Source organism: Labrenzia sp. C1B70 (assembly GCF_000475395.1).
GTDB classification, from domain to species: Bacteria; Pseudomonadota; Alphaproteobacteria; order Rhizobiales; family Stappiaceae; genus Roseibium; species Roseibium algicola.
The window spans coordinates 488958-504901 of sequence record NZ_AXCE01000012.1; the positions used below are offsets into that span (position 1 = coordinate 488958).

Genomic DNA, 15944 nt, shown 5'->3' on the forward strand with positions numbered 1-15944 from the left:
CCGTTCAATTCAATTCATTCGTATCGACCGCCGCGCTGAAGCACCTCGATCTGATAGCCATCGGGATCCGCAACGAAGAAGAAGCGCGCTATGACGTCTCCCGCCGGTGCGAAATCGACCAGTTTTCTTGGATTGAGACCTGCTGCTTCGAAGCGTGCGTGTTCGCTGTCGAGGTCATCGACACTGAACGCAAGATGCCCATAGCCGTCGCCCAGGTCATAGGGCTCTGTCCGCCCCTTGTTGACGGTCAGCTCCAGCTCGAAGCCGGAGTCGCTGTTGCGCAGGTAGATCAGGGTAAAATCGGGAAAATCCAGACGATCCGCTACGGTCAGCCCGAATGCTTTTTCATAAAAGGAAAGAGACCTGTGCTCTTCCAGAACACGGATCATAGAATGTATTGCTTTCGCCACGCGTTACTCCGCTCTGCTTGTATTTGCATGACGGAAGCGTAGCGCGTGGCAACTATCGCCCGGGTAGTATGCTTATACTGCGAGCGGTAAAACTTGCGCTGCAGCGCAAAATGTCATTCAGCGGCAATCGAAGCCGCGTGCTGGTTCGACGAAATCTCGAGGAACTTCAGACAGGCGCAACGCAACAGCGATGTGAAATTCTTCGGTTCACCGCGCAGTTCGATCACTTCTGAATGCAGCGTCGAGATGAAATGCGGTGTCGTCACCCCTTCCGATGCAGCAATCTGATCCAGAATTGCCCAGAAGGAATTTTCCAGTCGGATGCTCGTGCTCTGTCCGTTGAGCCGCAACCGCCGGGTCTGGCTGGCATAGCGTTCCGGATCCTGTCCGGCAAATACGTGACACATCGGCTCTCCCTCCCATGGTGTCGATCTTTACGCGGTATGCCGCGATCTGTTTTTTGAAAAGGGATAATGAAAAGAACGCGCCGTTGCCAAAGGCCCCGGCGGCAAACCGGTTGGAACTGGACACCAGAAGATATCCGTCGGGAAGAAAGGCAACCAGAAGAGTGTTTCCCCAAAGGGGGAATATTTCAAGGCCTTTCCCGGCCCTGACCGGCAGTCCAGGCAGCCGTGAGCGAAGACCGCCCGGGGAAAAGCCGGAAGTTCCGGGCGATCCTAGAGGTAATCGGACAGGGTCAGATTGAACACGATCGACGAGGCCCTGTAGGAAACCTCGATATTGGTCTGCAATTGCAGGATCTCGGCGGCGACCTGATCCTGGTCGATTCCCTCGATATCCGCGATCGTGCCTTCGTAGCTGCTCTTCATTTGCACGTGCCGGTCATCGGTCAGCGACACTGTCCGATGCGTGATGGCAATGTCCGTGGCAATATCGGTGATCCCGGACTGATCGACACCTGGCGGCTGCAAGGTCGTGCGCAGGTTGGTCGACAGGGTATTGTAATACTCTTCGTCGATCGTCGAGCCGCCCGAAAAATCCGCGGCAATGAAAGCCGCAAGCGACTGGACCAGTTCCTGCAGCGGTGTTTCATTGGCCCGAACGCCGTAGCTGACCGTGAGATTGCTGTCGATCACCGCGTTCTTGTCCGTGCGAGGATCGTCAGTGGCCGTGTTGCGGCCCGTATACCAGGCGACAGTCGTCGAGCCGCCACCGATCAGCGCGGTTGCGCTGTCGAAGGGAGGTCCGTCGACCCGCTGCGGCTCTTCCCCGCCGAACGTCCTGAAGAACTCTTCTGCAGCCCATTCGTCCGACACGGCGCGAAGGGTTGTCTGAGCCTGGTGCTCGATCTCCGCTTCCAGGGCATCGCGCAGGTTCTGCGCCGTTTCCTCAAGATCGGCGCCGATCGCGAAGGTTCCGTCTTCAGCCGTGCTGTTTGCTGCCGTCAGCTCGATGGAAATCGTCTCGCTGTGATCTGGCGGCAGGGAGAATTCCACAGTGATGGTCTCGCCAAGTTCCGGCTGACCGGTGAACTGAACGTCGAAGCTGTCCGGATCAGTGCCCGAAGGCCCGGTGATCGCGACGTTGGTCAGGGTCGAGGCAACCGATGCGATGTCGAAACCGAAATCATGTGCACCATCTTCGGCAATGGTGAAGGTGGAATCCGTTGGCACGGGGCCGGCGTAGTTGGTTGTCAGCGCGGAGGTCGATGTGCGGCCATTGTTGCCGGCACCCAGATTTGCCTGGGAATACTCGCTCATGACGGTTTTCAGCCCGTCCCGGCCGTTCGCCCCCTCCAGAATGGCATCGATCTTGGCAACCGGGTCCTGAACGGCATCCGTGCCGCCAAAGACGTAAAATCCGGCGACTTCCGTGTTCAGGATGTTGAGCGCTTCGTTCAACAGCAGTTTGGCGCGGGACTGGGTCTGCGTCTGCCCATCGTCCTGCAGCACGAAATCGTTGGTATCGAGCGCGGATTTCGCGTCCTGCCGGATATCCTCCAGACGCTCCAGCGACATGGTCGACGTCTGCAGGTGCAAATTGGCGATGGTGATGGTGTCCTGGTAGCTCTCGATCATGCTGACTTTCTGGGTCAGCTGAATGTCCAGAAGCCGGCGGTCGCCTACTTCGCCGTATGTGGTACCGACCTTGCCTCTGGCGAGCTGGGTTGTCTTGCTTGCCAGCAGATCGTTGAGCTCGCCGAGCTGGCGGGTCAGGTAAGTCCGGGAGGTAGTGATATTCGAAACTGCCATAACGCACCCAACCTTAAACGATGTTCAGGAGCTCTTCGAAGAGTTCCTTGATGGTCTGCATGACGCGGGCATTGGCCGCATAGGCGTTTTCCAGCTGAACCATGAAGGCCAGTTCGGCGTCGAGATCGACCGAGTAGCTCTGCTCGTAACGAATGGCGAGGTTCATGGTCAGCGCTTCCTTGGAATCCGCATATGTGGCTGCGTCTTCCGCCTGGTTGCCCTGAAACGCGACGGTCTGGTTGACAAAACCCAGCAGCGTTCCCTGGAACGGTGTCGACGCGCTGCCGATACCCGAGCCCGGGTCATAGTGTTTCGTGCCGACGCTGAGAGCATCCGACAGGAACTGCGCACGCGCAGGATCGTTGGTCGTATTCGGTGTCGGCGTGGTCTGATAGTTCACCAGAAGCGCGCTATCGGCCAGAAGATCCGGATTAACGCTGATTCCGGAGGCATAGCCGAGCCGCTGGCCACTGCCTTCAAGCGCATCGGTGAAGAGGTCCGTCCCAGCCCGCTGGTCAACGAAGATCGCAAGTCCCAACCCCTGATCGGAATTCGCCGTCACGGTGACATTCGCACTCAGGCTTTCAACGCTGGTCGGCGCCGTGTTGTCGCCGAGAACCCGAAGGTTGTCCGACCCGTCATTGCTGACCAGAAGACCTGTACCGGCAAGCGCTGCGGTGATGTTGGTGATATAGGTTGCCGGAACACCGCTGGAAATGTCGATACCGAAGACCGTGTCGCCCGGATTTGCCGTAGCGGAGTTGTCCAGCGGCAGCAGTGCGGGATCGTCCACGGCCACGAGAGTGACTGTCTGCGGATTGCCGCTGCTGTCGGTGTAATCCAGCGTGATCGTGTTGCCCGGTTGAAGCGCGGACACATCGAGATCGAAACCGCTGTCCAGACCGACGGTCGCAGCTGTGCTTTCAACATTCACATTGGAAAAGGCAAGTGACAGTTCGGCAGCAATCGTGTCGAGCTGCGTCTGCGCCTCGACCAGGATATCATCGCGCAGTTCAGCAGTTGCCTGCATCGAACCAGATTTCGACGACGCGATGAGATCGAACTGGGTGCCGCCTGGCGTTCTCACCATCACCGAGTTGCCTGCCTGGCCCGGCTGCAGCAGATGCGTGGCATCGAAGGTCAGCGTCGATGCCTGGCCGTCTGCGTAAAGCTGGTCCCCGCTTGCGGTACGGATGGAAATGGAATTGTTGTCGTTCTTGGTGACGTCGATGTCGATATAACCGGACAACTGCTCAATCAGCCGGTCGCGCTCGTCTTCCATGTCGGCGGTCGAAACACCGGACTGGGTCGCGTTCTGGATCGCCTCGTCAATGTCTTCGATGCTTGAGAGCAGGCCATTCACGCTATCTGTCTGGGAAGCAAGTGCGTTGTCCGCTTCCTGGCGCAGGTCCGCGATCTGCTCATAGGACGAGTTGATTTCGCGCGCAAAAGCTTCGGCGGCCGATACCACATCCTTCTGAACGGCATAGTTGCCCGGATCGTTTACCAGGCCGGCAAGTGCAGCTGAAAGATTGCCTGCAAGGGACGACAACGAACTCTTGTCGTCGATCGTGCCGAAGATATCGTCCAGACGGTCGGTAAAATCCGCAATCTGCCGGGAGTAGCTGGTGTCGGCGAGAGAGTTGAAATAGTCGGACTGGATCTGCTCGTTGACAATCCGGCGCACTTCCGTCGCATTCATTCCGGCGACGTTGCCGTTGCCGTCGAAGTAGACATTCGCCGAAATTATTTTTTTCGAATAGCCGGCCGTATCCGCGTTCGCAATGTTGGACGCGGTGACGTCCAGCTGACGCTGATTGTAGGTGATTCCGAAAACCGCGGTATTCAGGGCACTTGTAAGACCCATGGCGGCTTCTCCTTCCTTATACGCGACCAGGCCAGGTGGCCGGCGGGTCAGTGCCCCGCCGGCCTAGGCGGTGTTACCGGACCATATTCAGGGCATCGTCGAGCATTTCGTCTGCTGAGGTGACGATCCTCGAGTTTGCCGAATAGGCCTGCTGGGTGATGATCAGTTTGGAAAACTCGTCCGCGATATCGGCGTTGGAGAGTTCCAGCTTCTTGGCCAGGATCTGCCCGCCTCCGGAAAGATCCGCGTCTCCCGATCCGGCCGTTGCCGCAAACGCGGCACCGTCAACGCGCTGCAGGTCCTGCTCGGCCTCGAACGTCGCAAGCGGGATCTGGTAAACCGGACGCTGCTGATTGTTGGAATAGCTGGCAATGACTCGGCCGGAAGCGTCTACAGCCACCCCGATCAGCTCACCTGCAGGATAGCCATCCGGATCCAGCGACACGGAGCTGGCCCTGCCGTCCTTGTCGGAATACTGGGTCAGGGAGCCGTCGGCAAAGGAGAACTCGACGTCTGTTGCCGTCGTGCCGCCGATGGTCAGCGAGGAGATTGTAAAGCCGTCGCCCGTACCGTTCACTGCGGAACCGGCCATGGCACCGGCGGTCAGGGTCGTCATCTCGCCGGTATCGTCGAACTGGACGGTACCAACATCATACCAGGCATCGGTCGCATCGCCGCCAGTACCGATATACATCGACCAGGCGTCCTCAACGATGGGCGGGCCAGCATCGTAGTTCGCGGTCTTGGCATAACGGATTTCGACGTTCATCGCCGTACCGTTCTGATTATAGATCGTTGTGGATCCGCCGGAAATGGAGCTGTTCAGGAAGTCGGTTTCGTCTGCAACGGCAACGTTGCCGGCACCAACCGAAGCGTTCAGGAGGGCAGTGGTTTCATCCGTGCCATCATAGTCGGCAGTCGCGGGAACCCGTGGCAGGTTGGCCTGGTAGTCCACAGTCGTGGTGGCGGATGCTGCCAGTGGCTGGTTCTCGATCTGGATTACGGCCGGGTTGTCGCCGATCGCATTTCCGGTATTCGGGTCCAGCGGGAAGCCCTGCAGGTAATAGCCGGAACTGTTGATCAGATAACCTTCCTTGTCGCGCTCGAAGTCACCGGCGCGGGTGTAGTAGGTCTCATCTGCGAAGGTGGTCGAGCCGTCGACCACGTCGGACGCTTTGGTCACGACGAAATAGCCAGCGCCGTTGATGGCCATGTAGGTATCGACGTCGACCGACGTGATATCACCCTGCACGGTGTTGGTGGCGCGGGATGTGGCGAAGGTGGTTCCGGAAACCTGCTGGGCCTGCTTGGACCCACCCCCGGAAACCAGATCCGAAAAGGTCGTGTCGAGCCGTTTGTAACCGGTCGTCTGCGAGTTTGCGACGTTACCGGAAATATTCTCCAGAGCCGTAGCCTGCGCAGCCAGTCCGGAGACAGCCGAGTTGATAGCCCCATAAATACCCATTTGCGGTCCTCTTTATAGATCGGGCACTGCGACGCGGGCTTACGCCCATAATCGGCCTTCCTCCGCAAAGGCCGTGCCAGTTTGACGAGAACATAATTTATCGTTTTATTTCATAATCTTAGGAAATTTTCCTTTTCCAGATGCGGAAAAAAGAACCCGGCAGGTCACGACCCGACAGGCAAAAACTTCCGCTCTGGCCAGTGGCAGATGTTCAAAATTGCCGTGCGCCGGCACTCCTGCCTTTTACGGGCTTGCACAGCTGCGCGCGGCCTGCCACCTTGCGGCCAACCTAGGAAAAACGGACGGCCAAATGCGCTTTGAAGGAACTGAAAGCTATATTGCCACGGAAGACCTGAGGGTCGCGGTCAACGCCGCAGTCGCCCTGGAGAGGCCGTTGCTGATCAAGGGTGAACCCGGCACCGGCAAGACCGTGCTCGCCGAACAGGTTGCGGTCGCCCTGAAAGCCCCGCTGATCGAATGGCATGTCAAATCCACCACCAAGGCTCAGCAGGGCCTTTATGAATATGACGCCGTATCGCGCTTGCGCGACAGCCAGCTCGGTGACGAGCGCGTCAAGGACATCAACAACTACATCCGGAAGGGCAAGCTCTGGGAAGCATTCGACGCTGAAGAGCGGCCGGTTCTGCTGATTGACGAAGTCGACAAGGCCGATATCGAGTTTCCGAACGATCTTCTCCTGGAACTCGACCGCATGGAGTTTCACGTCTACGAGACCGGTGAAACCGTCCGTGCAAAGCAGCGCCCGGTGGTCATCATCACATCAAACAACGAGAAGGACCTGCCCGACGCCTTCCTGCGCCGGTGCTTCTTCCATTTCATCAAGTTCCCCGATGCCGATACCATGTCGGAAATCGTTGAAGTGCATTTTCCCGGCATCAAGCAACGGCTCCTGTCGGAGGCACTGCGCCTCTTCTATGACGTACGCGACGTCCCCGGACTGAAGAAGAAGCCCTCGACCTCGGAGCTGATCGACTGGATCAAACTGCTGCTGAACGAAGACATCGATCCTGAAACCCTTCGTCAACAAGATAGCTCCAAACTGATACCGCCGCTGCATGGCGCGCTGTTGAAGAACGAACAGGACGTGCACCTGTTCGAACGCCTGGCATTCATGGCGCGGCGGGAACGGTCCTGAAGATCCGGACCTGCCTCAACGTGAAAGCTGGTCGAGGCTGAGCGCCCGGGCGGCGGACCGGGCAAAACGCGATCTTCGGGTCGGGGTGACAAGGAGACTGACTTGGTGAAACAGGCCACCGCTCTTCTGGTGCTGGCGATGCTCACGCTGCCGATAGCGGCGAGCGGGCCTGTTCTTGCACAAGTGCCTCCCGAAAAGGACGCAGGCTGGCAAAGCGATGTCGGCGGATTGCGCCATTTCACCGGCCTGCGCTGCCCCGACATGATCGGCGATTACTACCGCATCAAGGTGATGGAGGGTGATGCCGTCAGCCAGGCGGGATGCATCTACACCGGCCGCGACGGCATTACCGCTGTCCTGCGCAAGCACCTGCAGGGCACCGGCCGCCGCGAAGCGCTGACATTTTCCCGCAATTACAAGGCAGCCGGATTCGAACCGATCAAGCTGACGGGCGCAGCCGCCTCCGGCATCTCCTTCCGGACCCGCAACTGGACGCCGACAAGCCTGTGCGAAACGATGTGGTACTTTTCCGGTACCACATCGGACTATACATTGTGGCTGTCCTACACGCTGCCGACTCAGGAAGTGGAGATCGGACCGGCAGTAACCGCCTTCACCATGGCGCTTGCCAACCAGAACTGACCGGCAGTCCGGCTTTTGACCCGCCGGCACACTTTCCACTTTCAAGGAACCAGGAAAGACAATGCGGCTCCTTTTGTTCAGACACGCTAAATCAGACTGGGGCGACGCGAACCTGGCCGACATCGACCGGCCTCTGAACAGCCGCGGCAAGACCGCCTCCGTCAAGATGGCCCGTTACATGAAGGAACAGGGCCTGCAGCCCAACCAGATCCTGTGCTCTACTGCACAGAGGACCCGGGAAACCTTGGCCCGCCTTCTGCCGACCCTCACACAGGAAACACAGATCCACCTGGTGTCCGACCTCTACCAGCAAAGCGAAGACGACTATGTCGGGCTGATCCGCCGCTATGGTGGCCGGGCCCAGAACCTCATGGTCATTGGCCATAACCCGGCAACCGAGGATACGGCGTTGAGCCTCAGCGGCACGGCATCCAGCGACGCGATTGCCGATATTCAGGAAAAGTTTCCGACTGGCGCTCTTGCCGTGATCGATTTCGACATTGCCGACTGGTCGGAGCTGCAGCCGAAGACCGGCCATCTGGAACGTTTCGTCAAACCACGGGACCTGAAGGAAGACCTCGACTAGAGCATCAGCCGAGTCCCGGATTGTACTTGTTCCCGCCTGCGCCTACATGAACGCGCTGGAGGCCCTTGTGAACCCATTGACGACACTTGCAGAAGAAACCCGGCTGACACTGGCCAATCTTGCCGATGCGGCAACCGACCTGGCAGTGCCGAGCGTCCGGCTGGGCGTGACCGGACTTGCGCGCGCAGGCAAGACCGTCTTTCTGACCGCGCTGGTGCACAACCTCGTTCATGGTGGCCGCCTGCCGCTCTTCAGCGCCGCTTCCGGGCACAGAATGACCGGCGCAAGGCTTCAGCCGCAACCTGACGACGCCGTGCCGCGCTTCGACTATGAAGCGCACGTGCGTGCCCTGGTGAGTGAGCGTATCTGGCCGGAATCGACCCGTCAGGTCTCCGAGCTGCGCCTGACCATCGACTATGAGAGCGCCTCCTACTTCCACCGCAAGCTTGGTCCCGGCCGCCTTCATCTCGACCTGATCGATTATCCCGGCGAGTGGTTGCTGGATCTGCCGCTTCTCGGCAAGGACTATGCCACCTTTTCCGCCGAGGCAATGCGGCGCGCCCGGGCGGAAAACCGGGCGGAGATCGCCGCGCCGTTTCTGAAAATCCTGGTCGCCACGGATGCGAACGCGGAGGAAAGCGAACCGGCGGCACAAGAGCTGGCGGCAAATTTCAAAACTTATCTGGCTGCCTGCAGAGCCGACGCCCACGCCCTGTCCATGCTTCCCCCGGGACGCTTCCTGATGCCCGGGGATCTCGACGGCTCCCCGGCCCTGACCTTCGCACCGCTGGACATTCCGGCAGACGCCGCCCCGGCAAGGACAGGCACATTGCGGGCGATGATGGAGCGGCGATACGAGGCCTACAAGACACACGTTGTACGTCCGTTCTTCCGTAATCACTTCGCGCGCCTCGACCGCCAGATCGTGCTGGTCGATGTCCTTCATGCCCTGAACGCAGGGCCGCATGCGATTGCCGATCTGGAGACCGCCCTCACCGAAGTTCTCGGAGCTTTCCGTCCGGGCAAACGCAGCTGGCTGTCCTCCATCCTTTCGCGACGGATCGACCGCATCCTGTTCGCGGCGACCAAGGCAGACCACCTGCACAGATCGGATCACGACCGACTGGAGCTGATCCTGAAGAGACTGGTTGCCCGAGCAGAAGAGAAGGCAACATTCAAGGGTGCGGAGGTCGAAGTGCTGGCCATGGCTGCGGTCCGTGCGACGCGTGAGGCAACGGTCAAACATCGCGGCGAAGCTCTGCCTGCGATCCTTGGAACACCGTTGCCGGGCGAACGGCTGAACGGTGACACCTACGACGGAAAAACCGAAATCGCCATGTTTCCCGGTGACTTGCCGGACGACCCTGAATCACTTTTTGGACAAGCTGACTCAGTTTCTGAAGCACTTCGAGCAAGCTTTCAAACCGCTCAGGCAGACCTTCAGTTCCTGAGGTTCCGGCCGCCGGAACTCGACAAGACCGCAGAAGGCCTGACTTTGTCTCTGCCGCATATCCGGCTTGACCGCGCCCTCGAATTCCTGATCGGAGATCGCCTGGCATGACCGGTTCCCAGCCCCCGTCCAATCGCAAACCGACCGCCTTCCGTCTCGATGATTCCAAGGTGCGGATGACCGATGACGAAACAAGGATGCCCTCGGCCGGCGAAGCCCTGGTCACCCAGGCCTTCATTGACGACGAGGAACCTCGCCTTCCCCGCGCCGCCAGCACTCCCAGATCCGGATTTCGGTTCGGCAAGTGGCTGATGATCGGCCTGTCCGGCCTCGTCTCGCTGGCTGTCGGCCTTGCGGTCGACAGCCTGATACGGGATCTCTTTGCCCGGACCGACTGGCTGGGATGGCTGGGTGTGGCTCTTGCCGTTCTGGCGGCACTTGGCCTGCTCGGCCTGGTCATTCGCGAGATCGCGGGCCTCATGCGCCTCGGCCGAATAGACCACCTGCGAGACCGGCTGCAGAGCGCGGCCGAAGCAGATGACGCGAAGGCGGCATCAGTCGGCCTGAAGGAACTGCTCACACTCTACAAGGACCGTCCCGAAACGGCCCAGGGCCGCAAGGCGCTGGCAGGGCATATGCGGGAAGTCATCGACGGCCGGGATCTGGTGAAACTGGCCGAACGCGATCTGCTCAGCCCGCTCGACCTGGAAGCCCGGCGTATCGTGATGAACAGTGCAAAGCGCGTTTCCATCGTCACGGCCGTCAGCCCACGGGCACTGGTCGATCTGCTGGCGGTCCTTTTCGAGAACCTGCGCACGATCCGGCGCCTGTCCGCCCTTTACGGCGGGAGACCCGGCACACTTGGCTTCCTGCGCCTCGCAAAACACGTCATGGCACACCTGGCAGTGACCGGCGGCATGGCAGCAGGCGACAGCCTTGCCTCGCAGGTGCTGGGTCACGGTCTGGCGGCTCGACTTTCCGCCCGCCTGGGCGAAGGCGTGGTCAATGGACTGCTCACGGCCCGCATCGGCATTGCAGCAATTGCAGTCTGCAGGCCGGCACCGTTCGTGACCGGCACAGGACCGACCATCTCGGACTTCATGGGTGAGCTTGTCTCGTTTGCCAAAAAAGAAGATCCGGCCGACAAGTCTTAAAGTTTAGATTTCAATTAATACACGGCATGGTTACACGCACAACGTAACCAAATCGATTGCTATTTCTACCGATGACACATAAACGTTTCATTCGTTAAGGTTTCTGCGGACGAGCAGTGGCGTCTTTCTCGGAATACAACAATAATAGCCAGGTGAGACGTTAACTTGTGTAGCGACAGGCCGTTGCCAATCCAGACGAAATCCGCCCTTCAGCATCGCCGCCAACTCAAGGCTTTTCTGCTTTGCAGTTGCGCCCTGGTTTTGCTTGGTCCGGAAAAAGGCCTTGCCGGTGATATTACCATCGGCTCAGGCACCACGGTCACCACAACACAGACACTGACGGACGTTGGCGACACCGGAACAGTCGAGAACGGCGGCACCATCGAGGTTACCGATCAGGATGGCCTCGTTCTGGACAACGACAATCAGACAGCAACCAACAACGGCACCATTACAGTCACCAAGACAACCATTGGCACACCTAATTTTGCCGGTATTGGGTCGAACGAAGACGAAGCCACCGTTCACAACAACGGGTCCATAACCACTACCGGCAGCCGTGCCTTCGGCATTGCCGGTGACGGGGACGACTTCACGGTCACCAACGCGGGTACCATCACCACAACGGGCAAGGAATCCGATGCAATCTTGTCGCTTGGTGCGGACACGGACATCACCAACTCCGGCACGATTTCCACCACTGGTGAAGCTGCCTATGGCATCAATGCCGAGGGCGACCGTCCGACCGTCTTGAACTCAGGCACGATCACCACGACAGGTGACGACGCCTATGCGATCGACACCGATGAAGACGACGCGAAGATAACCAACACCGGAACGATTACAACGACTGGCGAGGACGCGGACGGCTTTGACAGCGACGGCGACGATGTCATCCTGATCAATACCGGTGTGATAACCATGTCCGGTACGCTGGCAGACGGCATCGACAATGATGGTGACCGCGCCGCTATCACCAACTCGGGCACGATTAATGTTTCTGGGGAAGACGCCAACCCGATCGAATCCAATGGCGATGACGTCACCATCTCCAACAGCGGCACGCTACGTAACACTGGCACGATTTCCGGAGATCATGACGATGTCGGACATGGCATTGCCGTTGACGGTGACAATGTCACGATCACCAACTCCGGCGAGATCTACAGCAGCAACGGGTCCTCGATCTATGTCGATGGTTCTGTTGCAACCGTTACCCTGAACAATGGCACCATACTTCAGGGTGTTCTGACCTTTACCGATCCGACCACAGCAACCCTGAACTACGCGGCCGGGCGAACGGCGATCCTGACCTTCAGCAGCATCCCGGGAACGCTAACGACGGCAGGCCTCACTTCAGCGACCAACGGCAACACGATCACCATCCTTAATCCGGACGACTTCCGGCTGGACACGGTTGCCCAGACCTTCAACACCATGACGCGCGCTGTCACCGGCAGCCTTGAACAGCAGATGGACCTCAATCGACTGGGCGGCACGTCCTTCGTCGCAACCAACGGTCCGGCTCCGGAAGAGCAAAACGCCACCGCGCTTTGGGTCACGCCTCTTGGCGGTGTTCTTTCCAGGCAAGGCAGCGACGGGTTCGACCATACATTCGGCGGCATCACTGCCGGGGCTGAGAAGACATTCGCCGAAGGGCTTGCCGCCGGTGTTGCCGGTGGTTTCACCATCGGCAGGACGACCAGCGACGGCGACATTCACTCGGCCTTCAGCTACAGCATCCACGCCGGTGGCTATCTCAGCCGCTCCTGGCAGGCGACCTTTGCTCAATTCAGCCTTCTCGGCGGCTACCTGAAGAGCGATGAAGAGGTCACCGTCCTCAACAACATGGTTGTCGGTGGCCTGCAGGACCTTTCCATCGACTACGACTATGTCTACGTCACGCCCTCTGCGCGCCTCGGCCATGCCTTCGCCCTGAGTGAGGGTACGCTGACACCCAGCGCTCGTGTGCGCTACTCGGGTCTCTGGCAAACGGGCGACGCCGATGAAAGCGCAACCGGCCTTTCGGTTTCCGGCCGGTCGCTGCACGTTCTGGAACTGCGCGCGCAGGCGACCTACGATCATGCCCCCATCGTCCAGAATGGCGGCACGCTCTATCTCAGTGCGAATGCGGGTATCGACGGCATCTTCACGCTAAACGACAGTGTCGACGGCACCCTGCAGGGAGCTGCCTTGAACCTGTCCGTCGACGACGACGATGCGGTGCTCCGCGGTTTTGCGGCAGCCGATGCCGTGTGGCAGGTCAATGAGGGCACGAAATTTCTCGCCGGAATAGAAGGCGGTTACGACAGCGCCGATACACTATCCGCATCGGTTCGCCTGGGCGCCAAGATCAGTTTCTGAGGACTTGGGAAAGCCCCCTTCCCTCAAACGCTGTTCCGATGCTGGCCTCCACATCGTCGTGAAACCTGTTAGTCTGTCCCTGGGTCCGGATGGGCCGCGAAGCTTGCGCGAGAAAAACGATCGTTGGGGTCTGGCAATTCGATGAAAACCGAAGAAACGTCAATTGAAGGCGTGATTGTCCATGACCTGGTTTCGCACATCGATGACCGCGGCAGTTTCACCGAAATCTACCGGGAGACTTGGCTCACCGGTTTCAAGTCGATCCAGTGGAACATCGTCACCTCGAAAGAAGACACATTGCGCGGTGTTCACGTGCACAAGGATCACTACGATTATCTGATGGTCCTGTCCGGAAAGATGCTGCTTGGTCTGCATGACATACGCCGCGACAGCCCGACCATTGGAACATCGCAGTTTCTCGATCTTTCAGCGGAAAACAGACGAGCTGTTTCAATTCCGCCGGGTGTTTGCCACGGATTTTATTTTCCGCAAGCCGCGACGCATCTTTATTCCGTTTCCACCTACTTTGACCCGACGGACGAATTGGGCTGCAAGTTCGATTGTCCGGAACTGAACCTGTCTTGGCCAACGAAGGACCCTGTCCTTTCCGATAGAGACAGAACAGCCGACAACTATTCGCAGATGCTTGATAAATTCTATGCGGACGCCAATGCCTGATTACGCAGTCACCTGCAATTTCACATCGCCGGCTGTTGGACACAGCCATGACTGATATCGGTCTGGTTGGCTTTGGCCGGTGGGGAAAGCTCATCTTTCGCGATCTGCGCAGCTTGGGTGTAAACGTGCACGTGGCGGTGCCCGGTTCGGACAGCCAGCACGCCGCCCGGGAGGCCGGAGCCGCTTCGGTGTGCGATAGCGCTGCCAAGCTTCCTGACTGCGCGGGATATGTCGTTGCGCCACCAACAGTGCTTCACGCGGCCTGCATCGACGCACTTGCACCGCGGAACCGGCCGATCTTCTGCGAGAAACCGGTCACCAACGACGCACAGGCGGCGCAAAGACTTGCCGATACGCTGCAGGAACGTCTCTTCGTCATGGACAAGTGGCGCTATCATCCCGGCATTTTGAAACTTGCGGAACTGGCAAAATCCGGCGCTCTGGGCCAGATCGAAGCGGTGCGCACCTATCGGCTCGGCTGGGGCAATCCTCACAAGGATGTCGACAGCCTCTGGATCCTGATGCCGCATGATCTTTCGATCGCACTCGAAATCCTGGGAACATTGCCCAAGGCTCATTCGGCGATCGCCCAGATCCCGGGCCTGGGTGGTGAGGACCTGATTGCCCGTCTCCAAAACGATGGGGAACCGCTCACCGTCACCATGGAGATCTCTTCCCTCCATCCGGCCCCAAAACGCTCCGCCGTCGTAATCGGCAGCAAGGCGGTGGCCCAACTGGCCTCATCCTATGACGATCGCATTCTCCTTGCTCCGAGAGATCACGGCCAGAAGCCTCAGCAAATCGAGGTTGGCACGAAAATGCCTCTTCTGGCCGAACTGGAAGCATTCGTCGCGCATCTGGAAGGGGGAGCTGCTCCAAAGTCCTCGGCTGCAGAAGGCGCATTGATCGTCAGGCGCATTGCCGAACTCAGAGCGCTCGCAGGATTGCCGTGACCCATCCGCGCTTCACCGTCCTGCTGCCGGTCAACAGACCTCCCGCGCTTCTGCCATTCGCCGTCGAGAGTGTTCTGGGCCAGTCCCTGCAAGATTTCGAACTGTTCATCGTATGTGACGGCGCCCCCCAAGAGACCGTGCAGGAAGCGGAGAAGCTGGCAGGGCGTGACGAGAGGATCCGTGTTTTTTCCTTCCCCAAGGGAGAACGGCACGGCGAAGCTCATCGGGACACGGCTCTCAATCAGGCAAACGGCAAATTTGTTGCCCAGATCGGTGATGACGACATCTGGTTTCCCGAACATCTGTCGGAACTGGGCCGCCTGCTCCAAACCTGCGACTTCGGTAATCTGCTTCAGGCTGAAATTCTGCCTGACGGGGCGTTCAAGGTTCATATCGGAGATCTGTCGGACGCGGACACGCGCCGCAAGATGCTGGAGACGCGTTGGAACTTCTTCGGCCCGTCGACGGTTGGCTATTCCCTTGAGGCCTATCAGTCTCTGGATGTTGGCTGGAGCCCGGCACCACCTGACTTCTGGACCGACCTCTTCATGTGGCGGAAGTTTCTGGCACGCCCGGACTTCACCTTTGCAACACGGCCCACGGTTCAATGCATCAAGCCTTCCGCCGTGCACCGTCAGGACATGTCGCTTGCCGAGAGGCAGGGTGAAATGATGGCGCTGATGCAAAGGTTTGCCGATCCGGCGGAAAGGCAGGATTTCCAGACCAGCTGCAATGAAATGCTGATCAGCCACCTCAGGTCCGAAAGCCGGCAGCATGCGGACAACGCGGCCCGGCAGACGCAAACGGTTTCCGCCCAGCAGGGGAAGATCCGAGAATTGCAGGCCGAACTCGACCTGCAGAAACGCCGTTACGACGCAATCCTCGCCTCGTCTTCCTGGAAGATGACGGCGCCCTTTCGCAAAAGTGGCAAGCTGCTTCGTAAACTCCTGTCGAAGCGACCTTTTTGACCCCTCGACAGGCAACTGCCGGGAACTTACCTTTCGCA

General features: G+C 59.0%; 14 protein-coding genes. 9 read left to right on the forward strand and 5 right to left on the reverse strand.

Annotated elements, in window-relative coordinates:
• Positions 1-14: 14 nt before the first annotated feature.
• From Q666_RS50570 to Q666_RS50590, 5 genes are all read right to left on the reverse strand, one after another.
• Complete coding sequence (locus tag Q666_RS50570) at positions 15-410, reverse strand: VOC family protein (RefSeq protein ID WP_031269183.1); 396 nt, start codon at positions 408-410, stop codon at positions 15-17.
• 113 nt (positions 411-523) lie between these two features.
• The gene (locus tag Q666_RS50575) at positions 524-817 is read right to left on the reverse strand and encodes a ribbon-helix-helix domain-containing protein (RefSeq protein WP_006932702.1); all 294 of its coding nucleotides are present in this window, start codon (positions 815-817) and stop codon (positions 524-526) included.
• A 270-nt stretch (positions 818-1087) separates the two neighbouring features.
• A complete protein-coding gene (locus tag Q666_RS50580; protein WP_023000689.1) occupies positions 1088-2623 on the reverse strand; it encodes a hypothetical protein in 1536 nt (511 codons plus the stop codon).
• Positions 2624-2636: 13 nt separating this feature from the next.
• Positions 2637-4490 carry a flagellar hook-associated protein FlgK gene (flgK, locus tag Q666_RS50585; RefSeq protein WP_023000688.1) on the reverse strand — a complete coding sequence of 618 codons (1854 nt, stop codon included), beginning with the start codon at positions 4488-4490 and terminating at the stop codon, positions 2637-2639.
• A 73-nt stretch (positions 4491-4563) separates the two neighbouring features.
• A complete protein-coding gene (locus Q666_RS50590; RefSeq protein WP_023000687.1) occupies positions 4564-5955 on the reverse strand; it encodes a flagellar hook-basal body complex protein in 1392 nt (463 codons plus the stop codon).
• 310 nt (positions 5956-6265) lie between these two features.
• Between Q666_RS50590 and Q666_RS50595 the strand changes: the two genes are divergently transcribed.
• From Q666_RS50595 to Q666_RS64940, 9 genes are all read left to right on the forward strand, one after another.
• On the forward strand, positions 6266-7111 hold the full coding sequence (locus Q666_RS50595; RefSeq protein WP_031269182.1) for a MoxR family ATPase: 846 nt from the start codon (positions 6266-6268) through the stop codon (positions 7109-7111).
• Positions 7112-7216: 105 nt separating this feature from the next.
• Complete coding sequence (locus Q666_RS50600) at positions 7217-7753, forward strand: hypothetical protein (RefSeq protein WP_208993897.1); 537 nt, start codon at positions 7217-7219, stop codon at positions 7751-7753.
• A 61-nt stretch (positions 7754-7814) separates the two neighbouring features.
• On the forward strand, positions 7815-8339 hold the full coding sequence (locus Q666_RS50605) for a histidine phosphatase family protein (protein WP_023000684.1): 525 nt from the start codon (positions 7815-7817) through the stop codon (positions 8337-8339).
• 46 nt (positions 8340-8385) lie between these two features.
• Entirely contained in the window at positions 8386-9900 is a 1515-nt protein-coding gene (locus Q666_RS50610; protein WP_023000683.1) for a YcjX family protein, read from the forward strand.
• On the forward strand, positions 9897-10943 hold the full coding sequence (locus Q666_RS50615) for a TIGR01620 family protein (protein ID WP_023000682.1): 1047 nt from the start codon (positions 9897-9899) through the stop codon (positions 10941-10943). The genes Q666_RS50610 and Q666_RS50615 overlap by 4 nt, the downstream gene beginning before the upstream one ends.
• Before the next feature lie 165 nt (positions 10944-11108).
• The gene (locus Q666_RS50620) at positions 11109-13307 is read left to right on the forward strand and encodes an autotransporter outer membrane beta-barrel domain-containing protein (RefSeq protein WP_152533353.1); all 2199 of its coding nucleotides are present in this window, start codon (positions 11109-11111) and stop codon (positions 13305-13307) included.
• Positions 13308-13448: 141 nt separating this feature from the next.
• Entirely contained in the window at positions 13449-13985 is a 537-nt protein-coding gene (locus Q666_RS64935; RefSeq protein WP_023000680.1) for a dTDP-4-dehydrorhamnose 3,5-epimerase family protein, read from the forward strand.
• A gap of 47 nt (positions 13986-14032) precedes the next feature.
• Complete coding sequence (locus Q666_RS50625) at positions 14033-14938, forward strand: Gfo/Idh/MocA family oxidoreductase (protein WP_023000679.1); 906 nt, start codon at positions 14033-14035, stop codon at positions 14936-14938.
• Positions 14935-15906 (forward strand): glycosyltransferase family 2 protein, encoded by a 972-nt coding sequence (locus Q666_RS64940; protein ID WP_023000678.1) that lies wholly within the window; start codon positions 14935-14937, stop codon positions 15904-15906. Before Q666_RS50625 ends, Q666_RS64940 begins: the two co-directional genes overlap by 4 nt.
• The last annotated feature ends 38 nt before the right edge of the window (positions 15907-15944 follow it).